This is a genomic window from Allorhizobium pseudoryzae, from assembly GCF_011046245.1.
Taxonomy (GTDB): Bacteria; Pseudomonadota; Alphaproteobacteria; order Rhizobiales; family Rhizobiaceae; genus Neorhizobium; species Neorhizobium pseudoryzae.
The window spans coordinates 923,466-949,587 of record NZ_CP049244.1 but is presented as its reverse complement, the minus strand read 5'-3'; the positions used below and the strand labels follow the sequence as shown (position 1 = coordinate 949,587).

The 26,122-nt window shown below is 62.3% G+C and carries 24 protein-coding genes; 9 read left to right on the top strand and 15 right to left on the bottom strand.

Going from position 1 to position 26,122, the window contains the following annotated elements; translation table 11 throughout:
* Positions 1–9 precede the first annotated feature (9 nt).
* Positions 10–1,608 carry an ABC transporter substrate-binding protein gene (locus G6N78_RS23255; RefSeq protein ID WP_165224539.1) on the top strand — a complete coding sequence of 533 codons (1,599 nt, stop codon included), beginning with the start codon at positions 10–12 and terminating at the stop codon, positions 1,606–1,608.
* Positions 1,609–1,765: 157 nt separating this feature from the next.
* Positions 1,766–2,296 carry a carboxymuconolactone decarboxylase family protein gene (locus tag G6N78_RS23250; RefSeq protein WP_165224536.1) on the top strand — a complete coding sequence of 177 codons (531 nt, stop codon included), beginning with the start codon at positions 1,766–1,768 and terminating at the stop codon, positions 2,294–2,296.
* Positions 2,297–2,320: 24 nt separating this feature from the next.
* Here G6N78_RS23250 and G6N78_RS23245 read toward each other — a convergent pair whose 3' ends face one another.
* The 6 genes from G6N78_RS23245 to G6N78_RS23220 form a co-directional block, all read right to left on the bottom strand.
* Positions 2,321–3,082 (bottom strand): ABC transporter ATP-binding protein, encoded by a 762-nt coding sequence (locus G6N78_RS23245; RefSeq protein ID WP_165224534.1) that lies wholly within the window; start codon positions 3,080–3,082, stop codon positions 2,321–2,323.
* On the bottom strand, positions 3,082–3,921 hold the full coding sequence (locus G6N78_RS23240) for an ABC transporter ATP-binding protein (RefSeq protein ID WP_165224531.1): 840 nt from the start codon (positions 3,919–3,921) through the stop codon (positions 3,082–3,084). The genes G6N78_RS23245 and G6N78_RS23240 overlap by 1 nt, the downstream gene beginning before the upstream one ends.
* A gap of 4 nt (positions 3,922–3,925) precedes the next feature.
* Positions 3,926–4,810 carry an ABC transporter permease gene (locus tag G6N78_RS23235; RefSeq protein WP_165224529.1) on the bottom strand — a complete coding sequence of 295 codons (885 nt, stop codon included), beginning with the start codon at positions 4,808–4,810 and terminating at the stop codon, positions 3,926–3,928.
* Positions 4,810–5,832, bottom strand: a complete 1,023-nt coding sequence (locus tag G6N78_RS23230) for an ABC transporter permease (protein WP_165224526.1) — start codon at positions 5,830–5,832, stop codon at positions 4,810–4,812. The genes G6N78_RS23235 and G6N78_RS23230 overlap by 1 nt, the downstream gene beginning before the upstream one ends.
* A gap of 140 nt (positions 5,833–5,972) precedes the next feature.
* The gene (locus G6N78_RS23225) at positions 5,973–6,305 is read right to left on the bottom strand and encodes a cupin domain-containing protein (protein WP_165225441.1); all 333 of its coding nucleotides are present in this window, start codon (positions 6,303–6,305) and stop codon (positions 5,973–5,975) included.
* Between the two features lie 59 nt (positions 6,306–6,364).
* Entirely contained in the window at positions 6,365–7,123 is a 759-nt protein-coding gene (locus G6N78_RS23220) for a FadR/GntR family transcriptional regulator (RefSeq protein ID WP_165224524.1), read from the bottom strand.
* A 249-nt stretch (positions 7,124–7,372) separates the two neighbouring features.
* Here G6N78_RS23220 and G6N78_RS23215 point away from each other — a divergent pair, with 249 nt between their 5' ends.
* The 5 genes from G6N78_RS23215 to G6N78_RS23195 all read left to right on the top strand — a co-directional run bounded on the left by G6N78_RS23215 (position 7,373) and on the right by G6N78_RS23195 (position 12,528).
* Positions 7,373–8,899, top strand: coding sequence for an ABC transporter substrate-binding protein (locus G6N78_RS23215; protein WP_165225438.1), 1,527 nt, complete (start codon positions 7,373–7,375; stop codon positions 8,897–8,899).
* Between the two features lie 76 nt (positions 8,900–8,975).
* Positions 8,976–9,917 (top strand): ABC transporter permease, encoded by a 942-nt coding sequence (locus tag G6N78_RS23210; protein WP_165224521.1) that lies wholly within the window; start codon positions 8,976–8,978, stop codon positions 9,915–9,917.
* On the top strand, positions 9,917–10,792 hold the full coding sequence (locus G6N78_RS23205; RefSeq protein ID WP_165224518.1) for an ABC transporter permease: 876 nt from the start codon (positions 9,917–9,919) through the stop codon (positions 10,790–10,792). The genes G6N78_RS23210 and G6N78_RS23205 overlap by 1 nt, the downstream gene beginning before the upstream one ends.
* 1 nt (position 10,793) lies before the next feature.
* On the top strand, positions 10,794–12,002 hold the full coding sequence (locus tag G6N78_RS23200; RefSeq protein ID WP_165224514.1) for an amidohydrolase/deacetylase family metallohydrolase: 1,209 nt from the start codon (positions 10,794–10,796) through the stop codon (positions 12,000–12,002).
* A 43-nt stretch (positions 12,003–12,045) separates the two neighbouring features.
* Entirely contained in the window at positions 12,046–12,528 is a 483-nt protein-coding gene (locus G6N78_RS23195; protein ID WP_165225435.1) for a RidA family protein, read from the top strand.
* Between the two features lie 8 nt (positions 12,529–12,536).
* On the opposite strand, the gene G6N78_RS23190 is transcribed toward G6N78_RS23195, so the two are convergent.
* Positions 12,537–13,367 (bottom strand): IclR family transcriptional regulator, encoded by an 831-nt coding sequence (locus G6N78_RS23190; protein WP_165224511.1) that lies wholly within the window; start codon positions 13,365–13,367, stop codon positions 12,537–12,539.
* 96 nt (positions 13,368–13,463) lie between these two features.
* Between G6N78_RS23190 and G6N78_RS23185 the strand changes: the two genes are divergently transcribed.
* Positions 13,464–14,660 carry an aminotransferase class V-fold PLP-dependent enzyme gene (locus G6N78_RS23185; RefSeq protein ID WP_165224508.1) on the top strand — a complete coding sequence of 399 codons (1,197 nt, stop codon included), beginning with the start codon at positions 13,464–13,466 and terminating at the stop codon, positions 14,658–14,660.
* Positions 14,661–14,709: 49 nt separating this feature from the next.
* Complete coding sequence (locus tag G6N78_RS23180) at positions 14,710–16,539, top strand: ABC transporter ATP-binding protein (RefSeq protein WP_370691538.1); 1,830 nt, start codon at positions 14,710–14,712, stop codon at positions 16,537–16,539.
* 27 nt (positions 16,540–16,566) lie between these two features.
* On the opposite strand, the gene G6N78_RS23175 is transcribed toward G6N78_RS23180, so the two are convergent.
* The 8 genes from G6N78_RS23175 to G6N78_RS23140 all read right to left on the bottom strand — a co-directional run bounded on the left by G6N78_RS23175 (position 16,567) and on the right by G6N78_RS23140 (position 26,094).
* Positions 16,567–17,829, bottom strand: coding sequence for an MFS transporter (locus tag G6N78_RS23175; RefSeq protein WP_165224502.1), 1,263 nt, complete (start codon positions 17,827–17,829; stop codon positions 16,567–16,569).
* A gap of 56 nt (positions 17,830–17,885) precedes the next feature.
* Positions 17,886–18,608 carry an isochorismatase family protein gene (locus G6N78_RS23170; RefSeq protein WP_165224499.1) on the bottom strand — a complete coding sequence of 241 codons (723 nt, stop codon included), beginning with the start codon at positions 18,606–18,608 and terminating at the stop codon, positions 17,886–17,888.
* 66 nt (positions 18,609–18,674) lie between these two features.
* Positions 18,675–19,436 carry a cysteine hydrolase family protein gene (locus tag G6N78_RS23165; RefSeq protein WP_165224496.1) on the bottom strand — a complete coding sequence of 254 codons (762 nt, stop codon included), beginning with the start codon at positions 19,434–19,436 and terminating at the stop codon, positions 18,675–18,677.
* Position 19,437: 1 nt separating this feature from the next.
* The gene (locus G6N78_RS23160) at positions 19,438–20,688 is read right to left on the bottom strand and encodes an MFS transporter (RefSeq protein WP_165224493.1); all 1,251 of its coding nucleotides are present in this window, start codon (positions 20,686–20,688) and stop codon (positions 19,438–19,440) included.
* Positions 20,678–22,657 carry an ABC transporter ATP-binding protein gene (locus G6N78_RS23155; protein ID WP_165224490.1) on the bottom strand — a complete coding sequence of 660 codons (1,980 nt, stop codon included), beginning with the start codon at positions 22,655–22,657 and terminating at the stop codon, positions 20,678–20,680. The genes G6N78_RS23160 and G6N78_RS23155 overlap by 11 nt, the downstream gene beginning before the upstream one ends.
* 30 nt (positions 22,658–22,687) lie before the next feature.
* Positions 22,688–23,575 (bottom strand): ABC transporter permease, encoded by an 888-nt coding sequence (locus tag G6N78_RS23150; RefSeq protein WP_165224488.1) that lies wholly within the window; start codon positions 23,573–23,575, stop codon positions 22,688–22,690.
* A gap of 15 nt (positions 23,576–23,590) precedes the next feature.
* Positions 23,591–24,538 (bottom strand): ABC transporter permease, encoded by a 948-nt coding sequence (locus tag G6N78_RS23145; protein ID WP_165224486.1) that lies wholly within the window; start codon positions 24,536–24,538, stop codon positions 23,591–23,593.
* A gap of 17 nt (positions 24,539–24,555) precedes the next feature.
* Positions 24,556–26,094 carry an ABC transporter substrate-binding protein gene (locus tag G6N78_RS23140; protein WP_165224484.1) on the bottom strand — a complete coding sequence of 513 codons (1,539 nt, stop codon included), beginning with the start codon at positions 26,092–26,094 and terminating at the stop codon, positions 24,556–24,558.
* Positions 26,095–26,122 lie beyond the last annotated feature (28 nt).

The following is a 26,122-nucleotide window of genomic DNA, read 5'->3' as shown; positions in this document are numbered from 1 at the left end:
GGAGGAAGCATGAAGACGTTTCTCATATCCGCAGCCTTTGCCGCGCTCCTGGCGGGTGTCTCGCCGCAGGTCGTCCTGGCCGAAACGCCGAAGGACCAGCTGGTGGTCGCCACCACCATGAGCAATATCCTGACCCTTGATCCCGCGGCCATTACCGGCCGGGAAACGGTGCAGGTTCTGAACAATGTCTACGATACCCTGGTGATCCTCTCGCCCGAGGACCGCAGCCTGAAGCCCCGGCTGGCGGAAAAATGGGAAATTTCCGAGGACCGCAAGTCGATCCGCTTCCATCTGCGCAAGGATGCGAAGTTTGCCTCCGGCAATTCGGTCACGGCGCAGGATGTGGCCTGGAGCCTGAAGCGCCTGCTGGTGCGCAACCTTGCCCAGTCCTCGTTCCTCAAGACACGCGGCTTCAAGCTGGACGCCGCCGATAAGCTTTTCGTTGCCGAGGATGTACACACCTTCGTCCTCAACCTGCCGGGCGCCGACGATCCGAACCTGCTGCTGATGATTCTGGCCCAAAACGGCCCGGGCTCGATCATCGACAGCAAGACGGCCCTGCAAAATGAAAAGGATGGCGATCTGGGCGGTGCCTGGCTCACCACCAATTCCGCCGGATCGGGTCCCTTCACCCTGACGCAGTGGAAATCCAACGAGTTCATCATCCTCACCCGCAACGACGGCTATTGGGGCGAAAAGCCCGCCATGCGCCGCGTGCTGATGAGGCACCTGCCGGAATCCCAGTCCCAGCGCCTGATGATCGAGAAGGGCGATATCGACGTCGCCTATTCGCTGCAGGCGCCGGATCTGAAGGCGCTGGAGGCAGACAAGGCAGTTTCTATCGAATCCGTACCCGGTTCGGGTTTCTATTATCTGGCCGTGTCGATGAAGGACGAGCGCTTTGCCAACAAGAAGGTGCGCGAGGCGCTGCGCTACCTCATCGACTACAAGGGGCTGGACGAGGCGGTGATGCCCTTCTACGGCAAGCTGCATCAGCGCTCGCTCAGCACCGGCGTCATGGGATCGCTGCCGGATCAGGGTTACACGCTCGACATTCCAAAGGCGAAGGCGCTGCTCGCGGAAGCGGGTTATCCGAACGGGTTTGAGACGACCCTGCGCGTGCTCTCGGAAGATCCGTTTCTCAAGGCGGCAACCGCGATCCAGAACACGCTCGCCCAGGCCGGAATCAAGGCGAACCTGATCAGCGGTTCGGGTGACCAGATCTACGGCGCGATGCGCGAGCGCAAGTTCGAGCTTCTGGTTGGCCGCGGCGGCGGCGGACAGCAGCCGCATCCGGACAACAACCTGCGCTCCATGGCCTATAATCCCAACAATTCGGATGAGGCGAAGCTCACCAACTACCAGAGCTGGCGCACGAGCTTCTACGACGAGAAGCTGAACACGATGATCGAGGCCGCACTGGTGGAGCGCGATCCCGCCAAGCAGACCAAACTCTACGAAGAGCTCCAGACCTACATGGACGAGCTCGTCATGCCGATCCAGCCCTTCTCGGAAGTGATCGATACGGCCGCGTTCCGCAGTGACGTAAAGGGCATGATCGTTAGTCCCTGGCTGTCGCGCTTCGAGGGTGTGACGAAAAGCCGATAGACCGCCGGTATCCTCCTCCGCGGCGGTTCACGAGAGGGGTGCGTGGCAACACGCGCCCCTTTTCGTGTTGATACCGCCCCTTCCGCCCCACCGGTTGCCTTGCGGCAAACGCCGGAGCCGGTAGTCTCTGCGCCGATGCAACGGGCAGGACTTTGCAATGCCGCACATTCCGATGATCGATTACGACAGCGCGCCGCAGGTCATTCGCGATGCACACGATGAGGAGCTGCGCCTGCGCGGGCGGATGACCAACATGAAGCGCACGCTTCTCCATTCGCCGCAGGCCCATCGCATCTATGCGGAATGGTTCACGCTGCGGGCAGAGCTTTTGCCGCAGGTCGATGATCGTTCGATCCACGTGTTCTGCCGCGCGATTTCGGAAGAGGCCGGCTCGAAGATCGCGGTCACCTTCTTCCGCCGCGCCATCACGCTCTCGGGCGCCGATCCGGATGCGCTGGTGTTGCGCGACGTGGATGATCTGCTCGATCGGTTCGGCCGGGCGATCGTGCGCAATTCCCGCGCTATCCCGCCCAAGATCTGGGCAGAGCTGAAGGCACGCTACGAGGCCAAGTTGCTGGTCGATCTCGTGGCCTTGGGAGGAATCATGCTGGCGACGGCGGTCTTCAACAACGTCGTCGAGGTTCCCTTCGACCAGGAACTCGAACCCTTCGCCGCGACCGGCGCCTGAGCCGCCAGCAGTCGGGGATGCGGCTCAGCGCACGCCCTCATAGTCCAGCGAGGCGCCGATCAGTTCGCGGGCGTAAGGATGGGTCGCTGCATTCGCGGCAATTGCCTCATGCGGCAGGATCTCGGTGACTTCGCCGCGCAGCATCACCGCAAACCGGTCGCACATGTGATCGACCACCGCCAGATCATGGGTCACCATGATATAGGTGAAGCCGCGTTCGGCCCGCAGCCGCTGCAGCAGGTTGAGGATTTCCGCCTGGACCGAGACGTCGAGTGCAGAGGTCGGCTCATCGAGCAGCAGCAACGAAGGTTCCAGGATGAGGGCGCGGGCGATGGCGACACGCTGGCGCTGCCCACCCGAAAGCTGATGCGGAAAACGATCGAGGAAGGAGACCGGCAGACCGACATCGGTGATCGCCCGGCGCATCCGCTCCTCCCGGTCGTCCAGCTTGTGGATGACCAGCGGTTCGTTCAGAACCGTGCGGACGGACTGGCGTGGATGAAGTGACCCATAAGGGTCCTGGAACACCATCTGCAGTGTCCGGCACCGTTCAATCAGCGGCAACTCGCGCACCGAGCGTCCGTCGATCAGCACATCGCCCTTCCAGAAATCGGTCAGCATCGACACGCAACGCAGCACGGTGGATTTGCCGGAGCCGGATTCGCCCACCAGCCCGAAGCACTCCCCACGCTTCACATTGAACGAGACACCGGGCAGCACGTTGACGGCCGTGGGGCCGTTGCCAAAGCTGATCGTAAGATCGCGCACATCGACAGAAACGGACATCAGGCGCTCTCCTCCAGCCATTCGGGTTTGCGGTCCAGCACGGCAAGCGGCTCACGGTTGCCGCCAATGCGCGGCTGGGCCGCCAGAAGCCCTTGTGTATAAGGATGCTGCGCCTGATCCAGGTCACTGGCCTTCAGGCTCTCGACCACCTTTCCGGCATACATGATCAGCACCCGATCACAGAAATTGCGCACGAGGTTCAAGTCATGGCTGATCATGATCAGGCCGATGCCGCGGTCGCGCACGAGGCCGTCCAGAATGTTGAGAACCTGCAGGCGCACGGTCACATCCAGCGCCGAGGTCGGCTCGTCGGCAATCACAAGGTCCGGATCGGCGAGCAGCATCATAGCGATCATCACGCGCTGGCCCATGCCGCCGGAAATTTCGTGCGGATATTGCCGAAACACCCGCTCCGGATCACGGATCTTCACCGCCTCCAGCATGGCGACCGCCTTGGCATGCGCCTCGCGGCGGCTGCACTGGAAATGGCGCAGATAGGTTTCCGCCACCTGATCACCGACGCGGCGGATCGGGTTGAGCGAGAACTTCGGATCCTGCAGGATCATCGACATGCGCCGGCCGCGGACCTTCAGCATCTCTTTTTCGCTCAAGGAGAGGAGGTCCGTGTCTTCGAAGCGCAGCATGTCCGCCGTGATCGTCGCGCCCGGCAACAGGCGTAGCAGCGCCCGCCCCACGGTGGATTTGCCGGAGCCGGATTCGCCGACGATCCCGAGCCGCTCCCGCCCAAGCTTAAACGACACACCGCGAACGGCCTCGACGGGTGAGCGGCCGTACCGGATGCGCAGGTTGCGGACGTCCAGGATGGTCTTTTCTTCCATCAGCCTACCTCCGGTTCATCTGTTTGGGATCGAGCGCATCGCGCAGGCCGTCGCCCAGCAGGTTGAAGGCCAGGCTGACGGAGAGGATCGAGATCCCCGGAAAGGTGACCAGCCACCAGCTGTCGAGCATGTAACGGCGCCCGGTGGCAATCATCGCACCCCATTCCGGCATCGGTGGCTGAGCGCCCAGGCCGAGAAAACCGAGGCCGGCGGCGGTCAGGATGACTGTCGCCATGTTGAGCGTCAGGCGGATCAGCACGGAGGGCAGGCACATGGGCATGATCGACTTAACGATGATGCGGGTGGCAGAGGCGCCCTGCAGACGCGCCGCCGCGATGTAATCGGCGTTGCGGAAGGTCATCGCCTCGGCCCTCGCTAGGCGCGCGATCGGCGGCCAGGAGGTGAGTGCAATCGCGATGATCGCGTTGTTGAGGCTCGGCCCCAACGCCGCGACGAAGGCGAGCGACAGGATGAGGCTCGGAAAGGACAGGAAGATATCGGTGATGCGCATCATCACGGTGTCGACCTTGCCGCCCAGGTAACCGGCCGAGGTGCCGATGATCAGACCGATCGGCCCGACGACGATCGACACCAGAAAGATGATGGTGAGCGTAATGCGCGCGCCGTAGACCAGCCGGCTGAAGATGTCGCGACCGAGCTCATCCGTGCCGAACAGATGCCCCTCGCCCGGCGGCTTCAGCACATTGCCGAGCGCCTGCACATAAGGGTCATGCGTTGCAATCAGCGGCGCGAAGACCGCCGTGAGGATCAGGAGAGCAAGCACGGCAAGCCCGAAGGCGGAGGTGGGGCTGCGCAGCAAAAAGACGAGGATGTTCTTCGGTGCGATCAGCCAACCGGGCATGCTGCGTGTGGACGTATCGGCGGTCATCAGCGTGTCCTGGGGTCAAAGATGCGGTAGAGAATGTCGGACAAGAGGTTGAGCCCGATGAAGATGACGCCGACGATCAGCACGCAGGTCATCACGGCGTTCATGTCGCCGATGATCAGGTTGCTCGTCAGGTACTGGCCGAAACCGGGCCAGGCAAAGACCGTCTCAATGAGCACGGCGCCTTCGAGCAGAGAGCCGTAGGCAAGCGCGATGATCGTCACCAACTGCACCCGGATATTGCCGAAGGCGTGCAGCCAGATGGTTTGTCGCTGAGAGAGGCCCTTCACGCGGGCGGTGGTGACGTATTCCTGTCCCAACTGATCCAGCATGAAGCTGCGGGTCATGCGGGTGATATAGGCGGAGGAGGAATAGCCGAGCAGCGCTGCCGGCAGGATCAGGTGATTGAGGGCCGACCAGAACACGTCCATCTCACCGGCCATCAGGCTGTCGATCAGCAGAAAGCCTGTGCGGTCCTCGACAAGGCCGATATAGAACTGGTCCATGCGTCCGCTGCCGCCCACCAAGCCCAGATGCGCGTAGAAGACGATGAGCGCGATCATGCCGGTCCAGAAAATCGGCATGGAATGGCCGAACAGGCTGAAGACGCGGACTACATGGTCGGGCCAGCGATCCTTGTTGACCGCCGCCACCACCCCCATCGCCACGCCAAGCGTCGCCCCGATGAGGATCGCGAAGGTCGCAAGCTCGATGGTGGCCGGCATGACATGCAGGATGTCCTGGATGACCGGCTGGCCGGTGCGGATCGAGGTGCCGAAATCGCCCGTCAGCACGTCACCGAGATAGTAGACGAACTGCTCGTAAAGCGGTCGGTCGAGCCCCAGCGATTGATAGACCTGCTCATAGGTTTCGCGCGTCGCATCTTCGCCGACGATGGCACGGACCGGATCGGCCGGCATCAGCCGACCGATAAAGAATGTCAGCATCAACAGGCCGAGAAGGGTGACGGCGATGCTGCCGAACTGGCCGGCGGCACCAGCAAGACGCAGACGAGGCAATGGCATGGTTCCTCCAGAGGCGACCGCAGCAAGGCGGGACAGGCTCCCGTCCTGTCAGACAACTAGATGAAACCTGTCACAGGAACGGGAAAGTGTCAAGCCTGCCCTCTGCAAAGCGGCCCCCCAACGTGGCCTCGTGTCCCCGCTCAGGTCGCCGCCGGCACCAGGAAATCATCGCGGCTGGGCGTGAAATTGTCGATCAGTTCGCCCGCGTCCAGGCAGCGGCAGCCGTGTTCGACGCCGCCCGGGATCACCAGGCTGTCGCCCGGCTTCAGCTCATAGGCGATCCCGTCGCGGAAAAACTCAAAACGACCGCTGGCGACGAAGGTGGATTGCACATGCGGATGGCTATGGAGCTTTCCCTCGGCGCCGGCCTCGAAGCGAAACGACACCACCATCAGCTCCGGACTATGGGCAAGCACGCGGCGCGTGACACCTGGATCGGGATGGGCGGCGGGGAAAACGGGCAATGACATCAGAGTCTCCTGGCATGAATGATGGCGGCATCATACATGCGGCGGAATCTATCTGACAAGGGTCAAGCTCGTGCGGGTTCCTGCGTCCGCTCCGCCCGCTGGGTCCGCAACAGCGCCTTGTATCGCTCCAGGCTGCCGCGCAGATGCGCCTTCATGTGGAGGCGGGCAGCGTCTGCATCGCCTTCGATGATCGCATCGACGATCAGGCCGTGCTCCTCCTGCAGATGCAGATTGTAATCCTTTGGACGCGCACCCGGCGCCTCCCCCTGCAGATCGCCGCGAGGAATGATGCCGGTCCGGATCAATTGCAGAAACTCCGGAAACCGGCGGTTCTGCGTGGCCTCGGCAATGGCAAGATGCAGATTGAAATCGGCATCCCGCGTCGGCGCCCCGTCCTTCAGGCACTGCCCGACGATCCGGTGTGCCTCGTAGATCTCCTCGATCTGGGCTGCCGAGCGGCGGAGCGCCGCAAGTGCGGCCGATTCGACCTCGAACACCGTTCGAAGTTCCAGAAGTTCGATGACGGAGGAGATGCGCTGCGTCGCAAGGTCGTTGAACGGGCGCTCCGCCTCGCGGGGCATTTCGAGCGCAAACACGCCCGCCCCCTTGCGCGCCTCCACCAGTCCATCGGCGCGCAGGATGGCAATGGCTTCGCGCACGACGGTGCGGCTGACGGAATATTCCCGGGTCAGCGTGCTTTCGCTGGGCAGCCGATCCCCGGGGCGAAACACACCCGAGACGAGATCATGCCGGAGGGCCGCGCTGATCTTCGATGCCAGCGACTGCCCTTGCTGGACCTCTGCTTGGGCGTCGCTTGCCATTCCATCTCCGCCAGTCTGATAGTTGTCTGGTAAGTCTATCCAGTTCGCAGCGGGCTGCCAAGAGGTTGTGACGCTTGGCAGACACGGGCCTCGTCGAGAAGCCTCCACCGGCAGTCAGGCGTCGCTGCTTCTTCTGCAAATTTCGATCGGCATCAACGGCAGAGGATTGACAGGCGTCATGCAAGCGGTACTCTACAGTTAAGAACTATAATTCATAACTATGGAACATCCAAATCGGGAGACTTCATGATGCGCCTGAAACTCGCCTTCCTCGCTGCGACCGTTCTGATCGCGGCACCGTCCGTTCTCTTTGCCGCCGAGCGCGGCGGCGTAATCAACGTTGCCACAATCGGCGAGCCGCCGACGCTGGACCCGATGGCTTCCACCGCCGACCTCGTCGGCATCGTGACGCAGCACATTTTCGAAACGCTCTATACCTTCGACAAAAGCTGGAAGGTGACGCCTCTGCTGGCCGACAGTCTTCCTGATGTCAGCGCCGACGGAAAGAGCTATACGATCAAGCTGCGCAGCGGCGTCACCTTCCACGACGGCTCCGAAATGAATGCCGACGATGTCGTCGCCTCGCTCGGCCGCTGGATGAAGATCGCCTCGCGCGGCAAACAGGCCGCTTCCTTCATCGACAAGGTCACCGCCACCGATCCGCAAACGGTGACGATCACGCTGAAGCAGCCCTACGCGCCGCTTCTGTCGCTGCTCGCCTTCAACAATTCGGCCGCCGTCATCCTGCCGGCGGAAGACCAAGCCGACACCATGACGGCAGTGATCGGCACCGGGCCCTATATGCTGAAGGAGCGCAAGCCGGACCAGTATATCCAGTTGGTGCGCTTTGACGGCTACAAGTCCGGCTCCGGCGAAGAAGACGGTTATGGCGGGGCGCGCCATCAGTATCTCGACGAAATCCGCTTCGTTCCGGTTCCCGATCCGAACACCCGCGTGGAAGCGGCAATCTCCGGCCAGTATGCCTACGTGGATTCGATCCCGGTCGAGGCTTACGAGCGGGTCAAATCGTCCAGCGCCTCAAAGCCGATCATGCTGAAGCCTTTCGGTTTCCCCGTCTTCGTCTTCAACACCAAGGAAGGCCTGTCCTCCAATCTTGCCGTGCGCAAGGCCGTGGAAAAGGCACTGAACACCGAGGACATGCTGGCGGCGGCCTTCGGCGGCAAGGAGTTCTACGAGGCCGATGGTGCCTTCTATCCGAAGTCCTACGTCTGGCACACGGAGATCGGCACTGAGGGCAACTACAATCTCGGCGATCCGGAAGGCGCGGCGAAGGACCTGAAGGCTGCCGGTTACGATGGCAAGCCGCTGCGGATCCTCACGAGCCGTCAATACGAATTCCACTACAAGATGGCGCAGGTGGCCGCGGAGTATCTGAAACTCGCCGGATTCACGGTCGATCTGCAGGTGGTGGACTGGGCAACGCTGACACAGCGCCGTGCCGATCCGAAGCTATGGGACATCTTCATCTCCCACAGCCCGTTCCTGCCCGAGCCCGCGCTGATGGGGGCGCTTTCGACCACGTCTCCCGGCTGGTGGGATACGCCCGCGCGCAAGGCAGCGGTCGACGCCTTCACCTCGGAAGCCGATCCGGACAAGCGGGTCGCGCTGTGGCAGACGGTGCAGAAGACCATGTATGACGAACTGCCGCTCCTGAAGATCGGCAATTTCAACGCCGTCGCCGCCGTCTCCAACAAGCTGGAAGGCGTCCAGCCGGCCCCGTGGCCGTATTTCTGGAATACGTCCATCAAGCCGTGACCTGAGCCCTGGGATGCCGGCATGAGTGCCGGCATCCCAGCCACTTCTGCCGAGACGAGGTCCGGAACCGAACGGAATGATCAGCTATATTCTCAAACGCCTGGCCGGCATGGTCGTCGTCATGTTCCTGGTGGTGACGATCGTGTTCATCATCGTGCGCGTGACGCCCGGCGATCCCGCCGCCGTCATGCTGGGTCCGGATGCGACGCCTCAGGATATCGTCGAGCTGCGCGCCCGCCTCGGCCTCGATCAGTCGATCCCGGTCCAATACGTCTATTATGTCGGGCAGTTGCTGAAGGGAGATCTTGGGCAATCGATCTTCCTTAACATCCCGGTCGGCCAGGCACTGGTCGAGCGCGCGGAGCCGACCTTTTTCCTCACGGTCTTTTCGCTGTTCATCGCCTCTGTCATTGCGCTGCCGATCGGCATCTATGCCGCCTATCGCCGCGGCTCCTTCATCGATCAGGCGTCCACGACGATTGCGATGCTGGCCGCCAGCATCCCGAGCTTCTGGCTCGGCCTCATCCTGATGCAGATCTTTTCCGTCCGGCTGGGGCTGTTTCCGGTCTCGGGCTATGGCGGGCCGGATGCGAGCTTTCTGGACCGGATGTATCACCTGACGCTGCCCGCCGTGGCGCTCGGTCTCGTCTCCTCGGCGCTGATCCTGCGGTTTACCCGTGCCTCCATGCTGGACGTGTTCAGTGACGACTATATTCGCACCGCACGCGCCAAGGGGCTGATCGAACGGCGTGTCGTGCTGAAGCATGCCTTGAAGAACGCTCTCATCCCGATCCTGACCGTGCTCGGCCTGACGGCCGCCGTTCTGATTGCCGGTGCCGTGGTGACGGAGACGGTCTTCGGCCTGCCCGGCGTCGGCAGTCTCGTGGTTTCGGCCGTGCTGAGACGGGATTACCCGGTGATCCAGGGCGCACTGCTGGTGATTGCCGGCCTCTACGTCCTGATCAACTTCCTGATCGACATGCTCTACCTGCTCATTGACCCAAGGGTGCGCTACTGATGGCCGACATCCCCACAACGCCCGGCCAGCCGACCGCTCCAAGAGCCTTGTTCCTGCGCCGTTTCCTGAAACGCAAGACCGTTGCCGTGGGACTGATCGTCCTGACGATCTTCGTTCTCCTGGCGGTTCTCGCCCCCTGGATTGCGCCGTACTCGCCCTCCAAACTGTCGATCGCCAATCGGTTGAAGCCACCGGGCACGCTCTACTGGTTCGGAACCGACGAGTTCGGTCGCGATATCTTCTCGCGCACCATCTATGCGGGACGGCTGTCGCTGTTCGTCGGCGCTTCCGTCGTCTGCCTGTCGGCGGTCATCGGCGTGACGCTCGGCCTGCTTGCCGGCTTTTTCAAGAGGCTGGACACGCCGATCGCCCGGCTGATCGATGCCATGATGGCCTTTCCGGACATTCTGCTCGCCATTGCGCTGGTTGCGGCGCTTGGCCCGTCGCTTGCCACGGTCATCGTGGCGCTTTCGGTCGTCTACGCGCCGAGGCTGGCACGCATCGTCCGGGCGTCCACGCTGGTCATCCGCGAGCTACCGTATGTCGAGGCGGCGCGGGCGCTTGGCATTTCCACCTGGCACATCATGATGCGCCATGTTCTGCGCAATCTTGCCTCACCCATCCTGGTGCAGGGCACCTTTCTCTTTGCCAGCGCCATGCTGGCAGAGGCCGGGCTTTCCTTCCTGGGGCTCGGCGTGAGCCCTGAAATTCCCACCTGGGGCACCATGATCGCCGCCGGCCGGCAATATGTCGGCCAGGCGGACTGGATGACATATTTTCCGGGTTTCGCCATCGTTGTCTCGGTTCTTTCCCTGCAGATGGTGGGCGACGGACTGCGCGACATGCTCGACCCCCGACTTCGAAAGGACCTCTGACATGGCCGACAGCACAGTGCTCAAGCCTCTCCTCCTCAAGAACATCAGGCCGATGGCGTTTGCCACCCCTGCCGCGGCAAAGACAACCGCCATCCTCATCGGTTCCGATGGCCGTATTGCCGCCATCGGAGAAGACCTGCCTCAGCCGCCCGATGCCACCGTGATCGATGGCGCCGGCGCCTACATCTCTCCGGGCTGGATCGATCTGCATGTCCACATCTGGCACGGCGGAACCGACATTTCCATTCGCCCCTCCGAATGCGGGGCGGAACGCGGCGTCACCACGCTTGTCGATGCAGGATCGGCGGGAGAAGCCAATTTCCACGGCTTTCGCGAATACATCATCGAACCCTCGCGCGAACGCATCAAGGCTTTCCTCAACCTCGGCTCGATCGGGCTTGTCGCCTGCAACCGTGTACCGGAACTGCGCGACATCAAGGATATCGACCTCGACCGCATCCTGGAATGCTATGCCGACAACAGCGAACATATCGTCGGCCTGAAGGTGAGAGCCAGCCACGTGATCACCGGTTCGTGGGGCGTGACACCGGTCAAGCTCGGCAAGAAGATCGCCAAGATCCTCAAGATCCCGATGATGGTGCATGTCGGCGAGCCGCCGGCCCTTTACGACGAGGTGCTGGAAATCCTCGGCCCCGGTGACATCGTCACGCACTGCTTCAACGGCAAGGCGGGCTCCTCGATCATGGAGGACGAGGACCTGTTCAACCTGGCGGAACGCTGCGCATCCGAAGGCATCCGCCTCGATATCGGCCATGGCGGCGCCTCCTTCTCCTTCAAGGTGGCGGAAGCGGCGATCGCGCGCGGCCTCCTGCCGTTTTCGATTTCGACGGATCTGCATGGCCACTCGATGAACTTCCCGGTCTGGGATCTGGCCACCACCATGTCGAAGCTGCTCAGCGTCGGCATGCCGTTCGAGAAGGTGGTGGAGGCCGTGACGCTCGCGCCCGCTTCGGCCATCAAGCTGTCGATGGAGGACCGTCTGAGCGTCGGCGCCCGTGCCGATTTCACCATTTTCGATCTCGTCGATGCCGACCTCGAAGCCACCGACAGCAATGGCGACGTGTCTCGCCTCACGCGGCTGTTCGAACCGCGCTACGCGGTTATCGGTGCCGAAGCCATCGCCGCCTCACGCTACATACCGCGCGCCCGCAAGCTGGTCCGCCACAGCCATGGTTATTCGTGGCGGTAAACGCGCGATTTCGCATCAAGGAGTTGTTTTGACCCATCCCCGTATGTCCGATCCTGATCCGCAGCAGACGGCCTATGACCGGCTCGCCTCGCTCGGCATCAGCCTGCCGCCGCCGCCGCCGCCGATTGCGAATTTCGTCACGCATGTCGTTGAAGGCAAAATGCTCTACCTCTCCGGCCAGGGACCGCTGGACGAAAACGGTCACCTGCACGCCGGCAAGGTTGGTGGCGATGTGAGCGTCGAGGAAGCCTATCGCCATGCCCGCCTCGTCGGTATCAACCTCATTGCCGTGATGCAGGATGCGCTGGGGGATCTTTCCCGCGTCAAGCAGGTGGTCAAACTCCTCGGCATGGTCAATGCCGTGCCGGATTTCCTCGATCACCCCAAAGTCATCAACGGTTGCTCCGACCTGTTTCTCGATGTGTTCGGGGCCGCTGGTCGGCATGCCCGCTCGGCGGTCGGTTTTGGTTCGCTCCCCGGCAATATCACCGTGGAAATCGAGGCCATCGTGGCGCTGAGGGATTGAAGGCCGTGTCAGTGGTTACGCCAGCCCATCATCTTTTCGATCTTGGCCGCCGAAGCTTTGACGCTCTCGGCGTAGAGATTGTCCTCGCCCTTCACCTTCTGCTCGGGCAGCACGATCGAGATGGTGGCAACGCAACTGCCCGCGTCGTTGACGATGGGGGCCGCGATGCAGGCGACGGCGTAATCGGATTCGGCAACTTGGACGGAAAGGCGCTGTTCGAATGCCTTGCCGGCCGCGTCGCACAGCGTGACGGCATCCACCTCCGCCCGACCGGTGGGCGAAATGCGGGCGCAGCGGCGAAAAAGTTCGCGACGCTCCTCCGGCGGAAGATGGCCGGCAAGCAGTCGCCCGGACGCCGTCCAGTTCAACGGGACGCGGGTTCCAACCCGGGACGCGAACTGGAAATGGCTCGGACCATCGGCCATCGCCAAGACCAGCATATGGTCACCGTCGCGCCCGCACAATTGTACGGTCTCGCCAACCTGCCGGCACAGGTCATGCATTTCATGGGTCGCGACACTCATGAAATCCAGCGACCGGGCATAGGCAAGGCCATAATGGTAAAGCCTCGGGCCCAACCAGATCGCGTTGTCGGCACTGCGGGTCAACATCTGCTTTTCGACCAGATCTTCGATGATCACGTAGACCGTCGAGAGCGGCGCGCCGATCGCCTTGGCGATGGCATAGGCGCCCGACGGCGCGCCCGTCTCATAAAGATGGTCGATGACCTGCAGCGCCCGGTCGATACCGCTGACACGGCTGCGGCGGGTGGTCTTTTCCCCCTCCTCCTGCAAAGCCGCATCGGAGACAGAAACAGGGCTGGACGCTTGGGATGACACGACGATGCTCCTCGGAGGATTTCGAGAAGCTATTATATTATTATGGCATAGCTGTCGATAGCGACCCGCATGCCGCCAGATCAGGAGAATTTGACCATGTCCAACGATCTTCGCACACGGCTCGGCCTGCGGCCGGTCATCAACGTATCCGGCACGATGACGAGCCTTGGCGCCTCCATCGTGGTTCCCGAGGCCGTGGCAGCCATGGCGGAGATCCTGCCGCATTTCGTTGAGGTCAATGATCTGCAGCGCAAGGCAAGCGCGGTCATCGCCCGATTGACGGGGGGCGAGGCAGGCTTCGTGACGGCGTCATGCTCTGCGGGCATCAGCCTTGCCGTCGCCGGCGCCATTACCGGACCGGACCTGCTTGCCATCGAGCGTCTTCCCGATGTCGCGCCGGAGAAGAACGAGGTCCTGGTACAGATGGGCCATGTGGTGAGCTACGGCGCGCCCGTCGATCAGTCCATCCGGCTTGCAGGCGGCAAGGTGGTGATAATCGGCCAGGCCACCTCGACCCACCGGTACCACATGGAAAACGCCATCAACGAACGCACCGCGGCCGCCGTCTACGTCGTCTCCCACCATGTCGTCGATTACGGGCTTTTGCATCTCACCGAATTCGTCGAGATTGCCCATGCTCAAGGCATTCCGGTGATCGTCGATGCCGCCTCGGAATATGACCTGCGGAAATTCCTGGCGGCCGGTGCGGACGTGGCGCTTTATTCAGGCCACAAGTTTCTCGGTGGCCCGACAACCGGCATCGTTGCCGGCCGCAAGGACCTGGTGCGCAATGCCTTCCTGCAGAACATGGGCATCGGCCGCGGCATGAAGGTGGGCAAGGAAAGCATTTATGGCGTGATGGCGGCGCTCGAAGCCTGGGAGACGCGGGATCACGACGCCGTGCGGGCGCGCGAAACCGGTTATCTCGCCCTCTGGAGCGAGACACTGATGGGCCGCCCCGGTGTAACCGCGCTGATCGAACCCGACCCGACCGACAATCCGCTCGATCGCCTGCGGGTGATCATCAATCCACATGAGGCCCATATCACGGCCTGGGATCTGGCAGCCGCACTTCGCGCCGGCAGCCCTCCCATCATCGTGCGCGACCACGAGGCGGAACACAACTACTTCTACCTCGACCCCTGCAACCTGCATCCGGGCGAGGAATTGGTGGTGGCCGAGCGCCTTTCCGCGGAACTGGACAAGGCCAGGGCCTCGAACGACATCATCGCGACACCCATCGAGGACCTCAGCCGTCACCGCTTTGACGGCATGCTGCGCTGGCCGGACTGAGGCGGACCGCGCGCACCAGTCGGACGAGGACGTCAGGGGACGAGAGATGATGCAAGACACGACAATGGCCGCAAGCGAACAGATGCCCATCCTGAAGGTGGACGATCTGACCACGTCCTTCATGACGGACGGCGCCTGGCGTCCGGTCGTCAAGACCGTATCCTTCGAGGTGGCCGCGGGCGAAACGGTTGCGATCGTCGGCGAAAGCGGTTCTGGCAAAAGCGTCACCTCCCTGTCGGTGATGCGACTTCTCGACCCTTCGATGAGCCGTATCGAAGGCCGGGTGCGGCTTGCCGGTCGCGACCTGCTGACATTGCCGGAGCGGGAGATGCGGAAGGTGCGCGGCAATGAAATCGCCATGATTTTCCAAGAGCCGATGACATCGCTCAATCCGCTCTTCACCATTGGCGACCAGATTTCGGAGGCGCTGCTATGCCATGGCAGCATGTCGTTCAGCGAGGCGCGGGCAGAGACCATCCGGCTTCTGGAAAAAGTCCGCATTCCCTCCGCCGCCTCGCGCTTCGATGAATATCCGCACCGGTTCTCCGGCGGCATGCGCCAGCGTGTGATGATCGCCATGGCGCTTGCCTCGCGCCCGAAACTGCTGATCGCCGACGAGCCGACGACGGCGCTCGACGTCACCATCCAGGGCCAGATACTCGACCTGATCAAGGAGCTGCAGGAGGAGGACGGCATGTCGGTTCTCTTCATCACCCATGACATGGGAGTGGTGGCCGAGATCGCCGATCGCACGGTCGTGATGTATCGCGGCGAGCAGGTGGAAACCGGCGCGACCGCTGACATCTTCCATCGCGGCCAGCATCCTTACACGCGTGCCCTGCTTGCCGCTGTTCCGGTGCTGGGCTCCATGCAGGGACACGTCCGACCTTTGCGCTTTCCCGTTGTCGATCCAGGGACAGGCGTGGCGGGCGAGGCTGTGGAGGTCTCGGACACCGTCGATACGACACGTCCGGTCCTTGAAGTGAAGGGGCTGACGAAACGCTTTGATATTCATGCCGGTGCGCTTGGCCGCCTGGTCGGACGCGTGCACGCCGTGGAAAATGTCTCCTTTGATCTGATGGCCGGCGAAACCCTGTCGCTGGTCGGCGAATCCGGTTGCGGCAAATCCACCACGGGCCGCGCCATCATGCGGCTGATCGAACCCGATTCAGGCTCGGTGATGGTCGATGGCCGCGACATGCTGACACTCGGGCAGCGCGACATCCGCCAGATGCGCAAATCGGTGCAGATGATCTTCCAGGACCCGTTCGCCGCGCTCAACCCGCGCATGACCATCGGCCAGGCGATTGCCGAACCCTATCTGGAACACCGCATGGGATCCGCCCGGGATGCACGGGAGGTGGTGGCCGATCTCCTGATCAAGGTGGGGCTGAGCGCCGACATGGCGAAACGCTTTCCGCATGAGTTTTCCGGCGGCCAGAGGCAGCGCATCTGCATTGCCCGCGCGCTTGCCCTTCGCCCCCGCGTCATCGTTGCCGATGAAAGTGTCTCGGCGCTGGATGTATCGATCAAGGCGCAGGTGATCAACCTGATGCTGGACCTGCAGGCAGAACTCGATCTCGCCTTCCTGTTCGTCAGCCACGACATGTCGGTCGTCGAGCGGGCCAGTCACCGGGTGGCCGTCATGTATCTCGGCGAGATTGTCGAGATCGGCCCGCGCGCTGCCGTCTTCAGCAATCCGCAGCACGACTATACGAAAAAGCTGCTCTCCGCCGTTCCCGTGCCCGACCCATCGCGACGCCGACAGAGGCGCAACATGGCTGTCGACGAGCTGATGAGCCCGATCCGCCCGATCGAGGCAGTTCTGCCGACGCGAAGCTACCGTACCGTTGCAGATGGCCATCTGGTGATGTGTTAGCACTCACTTTCGCAAATGGGGTATCCTTCACACCCGCAATTGGCGCAGTTTCGGCATCCTCGCCCACAGCACAGCCGCAAAGGCCACGACGACGAAGGCCATCAGCGCCATGGCAAGCCGCGGCCCTGTCACAGTCGACAAAAGCGCCATGGTGGCCGTGCCCAGCGGCATCAGACCCCGCGTCATGAAGAGCGATGACAGGACCCGGCCCCGATAGGCATCATCCACCGTCAGCTGCAGAATGGTGTTGTTCGACGAATTGTAGGCAATGTGCATCGCGCCCGCCGCAAACAGCACCGGGATCGCCACATACATCGTCGGCGCCATCGAGAACAGGATCAGCGAGGCGCCGAAGCCGGCCATGAAGATCAGCATGGTCGAGCCGCGCCGTGCATCCCGTTGCAGGCGGCTTGCCAGCAGGCCGCCGCAGATCGATCCGGCCGCCGCGAGTGCCGTCATCAGGCCGAGGCCGCTGGCGCCAGTATGAAAGACCTGCGCGGCAAAAACCGCAAGGAACTGGATATAGGGCTGGCAGAAGAAGGTCGGAACCAGGGCCACGAGAACCAGCATCAGAAGGATAGGTTCACGGCCCATATAGGCAAACCCGCCGGCAAGGCTCGCCAGGAAGCTTTCCTGCTTGCGCGTCACCTTCTGCGGCGGCAGATCGAGCATCAGCAACATCGCCATCACCACCGTGAAGCTGAGTGCGTTGGCGATGAAGCAGGTCGTGATGCCGAAGCTCGCGATCAGTGCCGCCGAAGCGAGCGGTCCGATGATCTTGGCGAGGTTGAGCGTGATGGAATTCAGCGAGACCGCACTTGCCATCGCAGCATGCGGTACCAGCTGATAGACCAGCGAATGGCGGGCCGGCAGGTTGAACGACACGATCATGCCACGGCACACCGCGAGCACCAGGATGAGCCAGATCGAGGCATTGAAAAAGGCCACGACGCAGGCAAGGCCGATGGCGACGCACATGGCGAGCGCCTGCGTCCAGATGAGCATCGTCCGCCGGTCGATCCGGTCGGCCACGACGCCGCCGAACATTGCAAACAGCATGATCGGCAGCCCTCGGCACAGATTGACGAGGCCGAGCATCACCGGGTCGTTGGTGGTCGAGATCACCAGCCAGTTGAGCGCAATCTGGTCCAGCCAATCGCCGACGAAGGAGATCGAGTTGCCGTACCAGAACAGGCGGTAATTGCGGTAGCCGAGCGCTGAGAACGTTCCGTTGCGCACGGCTGGAGACGGCGTCGATTCGACGTCCGTCGTCGTATCAGGTGAGGTCATGGGGATGGGCTCGCAATGGACATCGATCTTCGCGTGGTACGCATGTCCGCAGCACCTTATTCGGCGGCCATCCGGGTCGGTTCAAGCGATGTCAGGTGCGCGACCACCTCTTCTACATGCATCACGTCGGCATATTTGTGGTGCAGGTCGAATAGGTTCATCTTGTGGACCAGTTCATGCCGGTCATAGGTGCATTCCTCGACCAGGCTCACATGCAGCCCGTTCGAATAGCCATCGACGCAGCTTGCCCGGACGCAGCCGCTGGTGCTTTCGCCGCAGACGATGAGGCTCTGTACGCCTAAGAGATTCAGGTGCGAGACCAGCGGTGTTCCCTGAAAGATGCTGGCGCGTTGCTTGCGGATGATGATATCGCCATCCTGGGGCGCGAAATCCTGCCAGATCTCAAAGTCGTCCGGCAAGCGCTCGGCGGCGGCAGGCTTTTTGCGCCGCGTGGCCCCAACGCCCTTCGGAGAGGCCATGGGACGGTGGTCGGAGGTACAGTAGAAGATCGGCACGCCCGCCGCACGCGCTGCCGCGATTAACCGTTTCGTTGGCTCGATCGCTTGATGCGCATAGATGCCGCAGCTGCTCGGATACTGGTCCAACAGGCTCGCGGGCGGCACCGCACCTCCCCGGTAGGCGAGGTTGTAGAGATCGATCAGGACGAGTGCCGGACGTGGTCCGACGAAGGTTTCGCGCTGATAAGGGGCATAAAGTTCTATCAGGTCGGCGGGAACTATATCCGCCCAGGCGTGGTCCTCGAAGCGATCGGGGGTCATCCGCGTGTTCCTTGTGAGGTGTGAATGAGGGAGAGCCTCGCCCGGCCGGGCGGACGAGGCCAGATGTCATTCGGCAGCCATTCTGGTTGCCATGCCGTTGCCGGACGGCAGTTCGAACATGCCGTCGTCCAGAGTGGCAAGGTAATCCAGGACCTCGCCACTCGGGCGCACATTGGCGTATTTCGCGTGCATGTCGCACAGGTTGATAGCGTGGCTCGCCTGGCTTCGGTCGAAGCAGCCATCCTCGACGACGGTCAGCCGGAAATTCTGCGAAAACGCGTCGAGAACGGTGGCGCGCACGCAGCCGGATGTGGTGGTTCCGGTGACGAGCAGGCTGTCACAGCCCAGAAGTTGCAGATAGGATTGCAGCGGCGTGCCGGCGAAACCGGAGGGCTTCTGCTTGCGCACCACGATATCGCTGGGTCCGGGCGCGATCTCATCGACGATGTCGTTTCCGTCGCGATTGCTCACCTCCGCCACCGGGGTTTCCCCGCGGCGGCTGGATTTCCAGCTCCAGGAACCGGAGTCCCAGTTGTCAGCGCGCCGGATGCCGGTGGTGTAGATTACCGGGATTCCCTTGGCGCGGCACACGCCGATCAGTTTCTGAAGAACCGGAATGGCTTCCCAGGCGTCCTCGCCGCAAGACGTGCGCCATTTCTTGATGCTTTCCAGAATGGGCTTCGGTTCCTCGTCGCAGAAGGCATAGTTCACGTCGATGATGATCAGGGCCGGTCTTTTGCCCCAGTCGGCCATGGCGCCGAAGCCGGAGGCTGCGAATACCGCCTTGTCGCGCTCGGTGAGATACTTGTCCCATATGCGTTCCGTCATGTCAGTCGTCCTTTTGGCTGGGGTTACTCGCTGTATTCGCAGCGCTGGCGCGCACCATGTGGCTGGCATAGGCCGAAAAGCCGAACATGGTCGCAACCAGCACCGCACCGCCCGCGAGGAAGGCGGCGGTTAATCCAACGAAGCTGCCAAGCACGCCGAAGAGCGCGGGGCTGATGGTCTGGGAGAAGCGGTTGACCAGGAGACGCAGCCCCATCAGCTTGCCGTGCTGATTTTCGCCGACAGCATCCACCATGATCATCATGCTGACGGGCAGGTTGACGCCGGCCGAAGCGCCGAGCGTGAACATCAGCAGATAGGTGAGGATGGCATTGGGAGCGGCAAGCGGGGTCAGCACCACGCAGATCGCAGCAAGCAGACCGGCGGCACTGAGGATGCGCTCCAGCGAGAAGCGGCGCATCAGGGCCTTGATGACGAAGCGGCTGAGCATGCCGGCCATGCCCTGCCAGGAAAGGATCGCCGCGATATGAAAGGCCGAGTAGCCGAACTGATCCAGATAGACCGGCAGGAAGCCACTGTAGAGCGCCTGAATGTACATGATGACGAAAGTGCCGACGAGACCGAACTGCACCGGTCTGTGCACGGTAAGATCGATCCCCTGCCGGTAACTGGCGGTGACGCCACGGAAAGACAGGATTGAACGGATCTCGCCGGGGGCCGGAACCGGATGCGGATAGATGCGGCTGAGCCAGATGAGCAGCAGCATGAAGATGGCGGTCGCCGCGGCCGCCACCACAAAGGTGAACCGGTATCCGTCCGCCGGATGATCGAAGAGATAGGTGATCAGCCCGCCGATCAGCGGTCCGACCATGCTGCCGCCGGACATCCACATGGAATAGGTGGTGATCGCCTTGTTGCGGGTCTCCCTGTTGCCAGTCGAGACCATAACCTGAAGAGCCGTCGCCATGATGATGATGCAGGCGCCCATGAACAATTGCGAGACGGCCAGCATGGGAACGCTCGTCGCAAACACCGTGTTCAGGAGCGAGATCAGCAACAACACCGACCCGATCAGCAGCATCTTCACGGACCCGACGCTGTCGATCAGTTGGCCAGTCGGCATGGCAATGATGATGGGCAGCAGGGCCCGCGAGGTGACGATGAAGCCGATGGCGAGGGTGGAGGCTCCCATTTCAGATGCGTAAAGCGTGAAGAACGGCGCGGCCATGCCCGTGATGGCAAAGAAAAACCCGCCACCGAAGATGCCGAAGCGCCGAAATGTGTCAGATTGCATAATGGCACGCCGTTTCTCGAGTTTTGGAAAAGGGCTTCAGCACCATCTTGTGGGTGCGGCAGTAATCGGTTGCTTTCGGACAGCGGGAGGCAAAGGAACAGCCGGCGGGCAGGTTGAGCGGGCTTGGCAGTTCGCCCGAGAGCGGTTTCTGCATGCGGGACGCCTCGGCCTCCGGATCGGGGATGGGGACGGCCGCGATCAGGGCCTGCGTGTAGGGATGCGCGGGATTTCGGAAGACTTCGTCCGCCAGCCCGTACTCCACCACCTCGCCCAGATACATCACGGCGATCTTGTCGGAGATGTAGCTCACCGTCAGCAGGTCGTGGGAGATGAAGACGAAGCTCACGCGCAGCTTCTGCTTGAGATCCACCAGCAGGTTGATGATCTGGGCACGTACCGAGACGTCGAGGGCGGATGTCGGCTCGTCGGCGACCACCACCGAAGGTTTGAGCGCCAGCGCCCGTGCGATGGCAACGCGCTGGCGCTGGCCGCCGGACAGCTGGCTTGGATAGCGGTGCAGGTAGCTCTCATCAAGCCCTACCTGCGACAGCAGTTCCCGCACGCGCTCCAACCGTTCCGCCTTGGTGCCCCATCCCGTCACCACCAAGGGTTCCTGAATGATGTTTAACAGCGTCATCTTCGGATTGAAGGAGGAGGCCGGGTCCTGGAACACCATCTGCGCCATGCCTTCGATGAAGATGTCGCCGGAGGTCGCCGGGTCGAGACCCAGCAAGAGGCGCGCCACCGTACTCTTGCCGCAACCGGATTCACCGACGATGCCGAGCGTCTCGCCCTTGTTGATGCGCAACGAGACACCGTTGACCGCACGCACCACCGGCGGCTTGCGCCAGGGCAGGGAACTGCGGGAAGAAAAGTGCTTGTGGAGGTTGTTGATCTCCACCACGACGCGGGACTCCGCCGGATCCTGCGACGGCTCGAGGGTGGGGATCAGGTCCTGCTCCACGAACCGGTCGTTCCCCAGCCCCTCAGGCAGCCAGCAGGCGGCGGAATGGCCGGGCTCCCGCATTTCGAGCTCCGGGGCGGTTTCGAAACAACGACGGTGTGCACCGGCACAGCGTTCCTTGAAGGCACAGCCCTGCACCACCTGTTTCATGTCGGGCGGGAATCCGGGGATCTGCACGAGCCGGCGGCGCTCCTGCTGATGGACCGGCGGGATCGTATCGAGAAGGCTCTGCGTATAGGGATGCCGCGGCCGGGCAAAGATTTCCCGCACGCCGCCGAATTCCACCAGCTTGCCGGCATACATCACACCCACCTTGTGGGCGAACCGCGCCACGAGGCCGAGATCGTGGGTAATGAAGACCATGGCGGCGCCGGTTTCGGCAGTGAGTTCCTTCAGCAGTTCGACGATCTGCGCCTGGATCGTCACGTCGAGTGCGGTCGTCGGTTCGTCGGCAATGATCAGCCGCGGCCGGCAGGACAGCGCCATGGCAATCATGACGCGCTGGCGCATGCCGCCGGACATTTCGAAGGGATAGGCGTCGATCCGGCGCCCGGCATCTGGAATGCCCACCCTGTCCAGCCAGTTGATCGCCTGCGCCCTCGCCTCGTCGTGAGACACGCTAAGGTGCCGCATGATCGGCGGGATCATCTGCTTCGAAATCCGCATCACGGGGTCAAGCGACGACATCGGGTCCTGGAAAATTGTCCCAATGTCTTTGCCGCGGATCTCGTTCAACTGATGTTCGGTCAGGCTGTTCAGATCGCGGCCATCGAGCCTGATTTCACCGGAGACGACCTTGCCGGGATAGGCAAGCAGACGCAGCAGCGACATGGCCATGGCGCTCTTGCCGGAGCCCGATTCTCCGACGATCGCCACGCGTTCGCCCTGCCCGATCTGGAAGGACACCCCGTTGACAGCCCTGACGGTGCCGGCATCGGTGAGGAAGTGCGTGTGCAGATCGCGCACGTCGAGCAGCGAATTGCGGAAAGGACGCATTTCGTTCATGGAGATTTCTCCCGTGTGCTATGGCACTGGTTACTTGCGCGACCGCGGATCGAGGACCTGGCGGATACCGTCCGACAGGAAATGCAGGCTGATGGCGATCAGTAGGATGACCGCGCCCGGCAGCGTCGAAATCCACCAGGCCTGTTCGAGATAGGTCTGGCCATCACGGATCAGGTTGCCGAGCGAGGGGGCGGGCGGCATGATGCCCAGACCCAGGAAGCTCAACCCCGCCTCCACGAGAATGGCGTTCGCCGCCGCAATCGAGGCTGCGACCAGAAGCGGCGCGAGCGTGTTCGGGATGATGTGCCGGGTCATCAACCACATTTGCGAGGCCTGGACGGTGCGGGCGGCATCGATATAGGCCCGCGAGCGCAGCCCTAGCACCAGCGAACGCTGCAGGCGGATGAACCGCGGCACGTCCGATAGCGATATGGCCAGGACGACGGGCAGCATTCCTGTTCCCATCACCGAGACCAATCCGATCGCCAGGAGCAGCGAGGGAAAGGCCAGGAAGATATCGGTGATCGTCATCATCAGCCGGTCGATGACGCCACCGAAAAAGCCCGCAAGCGTTCCCATCACGAGGCCGACCGAGAGCGACAGCAGCGCCACCGCAAAGCCGACGAACATCGAGATCTGCACCCCGGCGAGTGTCCGGCTGAGAAGGTCGCGCCCCATGCGGTCGGTGCCGAACAGATGCTCGAACGACGGCGGCTTGGTCATCGCCCGCAGATTGGTCTCCAGCGGCCCCGGGATCGGCAGCAGCGGTCGAAGCACCGTCAGCAGCAGGATCGGGATAAGGATCAGCAGGGCCAATTGAATGCGCCGGTTGGTCAAGAGCCGCATCAGGCCTGGCATGTGCCAGAACTCCAACCGGAACGAGCGCAACGCGGGAAGGGAAATCGAGATATGGGCCATGGTTTTCGTCTCCGATCAGAACTGCACGCGGGGGTCAAAGACGCGGTAGATCAGGTCCGTCGCAAAATTGATGACGACGAAGATCATGGCGTAGAAGACGATGAGGGTCTGGACCATCTGGTAGTCGCGGCTGTTCATGCCGCCGACCAGCAGGTTGCCGATGCCCGGCAGGGTGAAAATGAACTCGACGATCACGGTGCCGTTCAGCAGATTGCCGAAGCTGAGCCCGATCACGGTTACGATCGGCAATGCCGAATTCTTCAGGGCATGGCGGAAGAGCACACGCAGTTCCGACCAGCCCATGGAGCGGGCGGTGCGCACATAATCCTCGTTCAGCACTTCCAGCACCGCGGTCCGGGTGATGCGGGCGAGCGTCGCGACCTGGGCCATCGACAGGACCAGCACCGGCAACGCCACCCGGCGCAGAAGCGTGACGGGATCATCGATGGTCACCGTTCCGCTGGCGGGAAACCAGCCCAGCGTCAGCGAGAAGATGAGAAGACAGACCAGCGAGGTCCAGAAGGGCGGCATCAGGTCGAGCACCATCGCGACCCCTGTGATGACATTGTCCAGCACGCGGTTACCCTTGTGCGCCATGTAGGCCGCCAGCGTTCCAAGTGGAATGGCGATCGCGACGGTCAGAATGATGGTTCCGACCGCAATTGAAACCGTAATCGGCAGCGCACCGACGATCAGGTCGATGATCGGCAGCTTGGTGGTGACCGTGTTGCCGAAATCGAGCACCGCAAGCCGCGCGAGATAGGCGAGGTACTGGACCAGAAGCGGATCGTTCAGACCCATCTGACTGCGCATCCGGTCGAGTGCCGCACCGGAGAGATTGTCGCCGGCCATGGCGGAGATCGGGTCACCCGGAATGAGACGCATGGTGAAGAAGACGAGCGTCACGACACCGAGAACAGTGACCAGGAGTTGAACGACGCGCTTGAAACTGTAGGTCAGCATGGCCGGCAGTCCTTCCGTTACTTGGTGACTTCCCAGAAATTCACTTGGGCGAGGTAGTTGATGGTGACGCCATTGACCTCGGTCTTGCTGGGCCAGAAGACATTGCTGGACGTCGCCGGCAGATAGGGCAGATCGGTCATCGCGATCTTCTGCGCCTTCGCATAGAGTTCCATGCGCCGCTCCGGCTCGGCTTCGGCACGGGCGGCTTCGATCGTCGCCGTCAGTTCCGGATTGTCGTAGCGCGCACCGTTGAGGCCCTTCGGCGCAATATTGGAGGGGTGCAGGTAGCTGAACAGGATCATGTCGGGGTTGATGGCCGGCAGAAGGCGGCTCGCCGTCATGAAGTCCCCCTTGTTGCGCCGCTGGTTGAAGGTCGGCGTATCGACGAGTTCAAGCTCCATCTTGATCCCCACCTGGCTGAGGTAGTCGATCTCGAACTGCTGTTGCTCGGTTACGCCTTGTGCGGAGGTGCCGAGCGTTTTCAGGACGAACCCATCGGGATAGCCGGCCTCTGCCAGAAGCTTCTTGGCCTTTTCCGGATCGTAGCCATAAGTCGGTGCATCCTTGGAATAGACATCCATCCACGGCATCAGCAGCGAGGTTGCAGTGCCCTGCAGCGAGGGCGCGATCGCCTCGGTGATCGCCGCATAATCGATTGCATGGGCAATCGCCTGGCGCACCCGCACGTCCTTCAGGATCGGATCGGAAAGGTTCATCACCTTCAGCGAGGAGGCATAGTTGTCGACGTGGTTCATCTTGAACCCGGCCTCCTTCAGGATCTGAAGCTGCTCCTCCTTGCTCTGGCGCATCAGCACGTCGATCTCGCCATTGCGCAGCGCAATCGCGGCGGTGGCATCATCCTTGATGATATGGAAGTCGAGCGTGGCGATCGGTGCCGGGCCCTTGTAGTAGCCCTCGTGCCGCTTCAGCACGATCCGCGAATTGACGTCGATCGACTCGAGGGCATAGGGGCCGGTGCCCACCGGCTTCCAGCGCACCTGGTTCCCGGCCGCTTCGACGGCCTCCTTCTTGACGATCTGGCCCTGATGGTAATTCGCCACGGTGTGCAGGAAGCCGCCATTGGGCGCTTTGAGGCGGATGATCAGGGTATAGGGGTCGGGTGCCTCCATCGTGTCGATGCCGGCCAGTTCCGAAGCGTAAGGCGATGCTGTCTGAGGATCGAGAACGCGCTTGTAGCTGTAGATCACGTCGGCCGCGGTGAATTCGCCATATCCCTTCTGCCACTGAACGCCCTTGCGCAGGCGGAAGGTCCAGGTGAGGTTGTCCTTGGTTTCCCAGGATTCGGCCAGATCCGGGATGATCTTTCCGGTCTTGCTGTCGTAGGTCGTCAGGCCGCTGAAGATGTTGAAGGCGATGTTCTCGTTCTCGATGCGGAAGATATTGGCCGGATCGAAGCCTGCTGGGTCATCATAGAAACGCACCACCAGGGTCTTGTCTTCTGCCGCATGAAGCGCCGGGGCGCAGGCCAGCGTCGTCCACGCGACGGCGCCGCTCAGAAGGACGCCAAACAGCTTGGAAGGAATCACGAATGTCATCTCAGTCTCCCTGCAGCGCGCGGCAGTG

Excerpts from the sequence above, each read along its gene's own strand:
- G6N78_RS23255 (WP_165224539.1), top strand. The coding sequence starts at position 10 with ATGAAGACGTTTCTCATATCCGCAGCCTTTGCCGCGCTCCTGGCGGGT.
- G6N78_RS23250 (WP_165224536.1), top strand. The coding sequence starts at position 1,766 with ATGCCGCACATTCCGATGATCGATTACGACAGCGCGCCGCAGGTCATT.
- G6N78_RS23245 (WP_165224534.1), bottom strand. The coding sequence starts at position 3,082 with ATGTCCGTTTCTGTCGATGTGCGCGATCTTACGATCAGCTTTGGCAAC.
- G6N78_RS23240 (WP_165224531.1), bottom strand. The coding sequence starts at position 3,921 with ATGGAAGAAAAGACCATCCTGGACGTCCGCAACCTGCGCATCCGGTAC.
- G6N78_RS23235 (WP_165224529.1), bottom strand. The coding sequence starts at position 4,810 with ATGACCGCCGATACGTCCACACGCAGCATGCCCGGTTGGCTGATCGCA.
- G6N78_RS23230 (WP_165224526.1), bottom strand. The coding sequence starts at position 5,832 with ATGCCATTGCCTCGTCTGCGTCTTGCTGGTGCCGCCGGCCAGTTCGGC.
- G6N78_RS23220 (WP_165224524.1), bottom strand. The coding sequence starts at position 7,123 with ATGGCAAGCGACGCCCAAGCAGAGGTCCAGCAAGGGCAGTCGCTGGCA.
- G6N78_RS23215 (WP_165225438.1), top strand. The coding sequence starts at position 7,373 with ATGCGCCTGAAACTCGCCTTCCTCGCTGCGACCGTTCTGATCGCGGCA.
- G6N78_RS23210 (WP_165224521.1), top strand. The coding sequence starts at position 8,976 with ATGATCAGCTATATTCTCAAACGCCTGGCCGGCATGGTCGTCGTCATG.
- G6N78_RS23205 (WP_165224518.1), top strand. The coding sequence starts at position 9,917 with ATGGCCGACATCCCCACAACGCCCGGCCAGCCGACCGCTCCAAGAGCC.
- G6N78_RS23200 (WP_165224514.1), top strand. The coding sequence starts at position 10,794 with ATGGCCGACAGCACAGTGCTCAAGCCTCTCCTCCTCAAGAACATCAGG.
- G6N78_RS23195 (WP_165225435.1), top strand. The coding sequence starts at position 12,046 with ATGTCCGATCCTGATCCGCAGCAGACGGCCTATGACCGGCTCGCCTCG.
- G6N78_RS23185 (WP_165224508.1), top strand. The coding sequence starts at position 13,464 with ATGTCCAACGATCTTCGCACACGGCTCGGCCTGCGGCCGGTCATCAAC.
- G6N78_RS23180 (WP_370691538.1), top strand. The coding sequence starts at position 14,710 with ATGCAAGACACGACAATGGCCGCAAGCGAACAGATGCCCATCCTGAAG.
- G6N78_RS23175 (WP_165224502.1), bottom strand. The coding sequence starts at position 17,829 with ATGACCTCACCTGATACGACGACGGACGTCGAATCGACGCCGTCTCCA.
- G6N78_RS23170 (WP_165224499.1), bottom strand. The coding sequence starts at position 18,608 with ATGACCCCCGATCGCTTCGAGGACCACGCCTGGGCGGATATAGTTCCC.
- G6N78_RS23165 (WP_165224496.1), bottom strand. The coding sequence starts at position 19,436 with ATGACGGAACGCATATGGGACAAGTATCTCACCGAGCGCGACAAGGCG.
- G6N78_RS23160 (WP_165224493.1), bottom strand. The coding sequence starts at position 20,688 with ATGCAATCTGACACATTTCGGCGCTTCGGCATCTTCGGTGGCGGGTTT.
- G6N78_RS23155 (WP_165224490.1), bottom strand. The coding sequence starts at position 22,657 with ATGAACGAAATGCGTCCTTTCCGCAATTCGCTGCTCGACGTGCGCGAT.
- G6N78_RS23150 (WP_165224488.1), bottom strand. The coding sequence starts at position 23,575 with ATGGCCCATATCTCGATTTCCCTTCCCGCGTTGCGCTCGTTCCGGTTG.
- G6N78_RS23145 (WP_165224486.1), bottom strand. The coding sequence starts at position 24,538 with ATGCTGACCTACAGTTTCAAGCGCGTCGTTCAACTCCTGGTCACTGTT.
- G6N78_RS23140 (WP_165224484.1), bottom strand. The coding sequence starts at position 26,094 with ATGACATTCGTGATTCCTTCCAAGCTGTTTGGCGTCCTTCTGAGCGGC.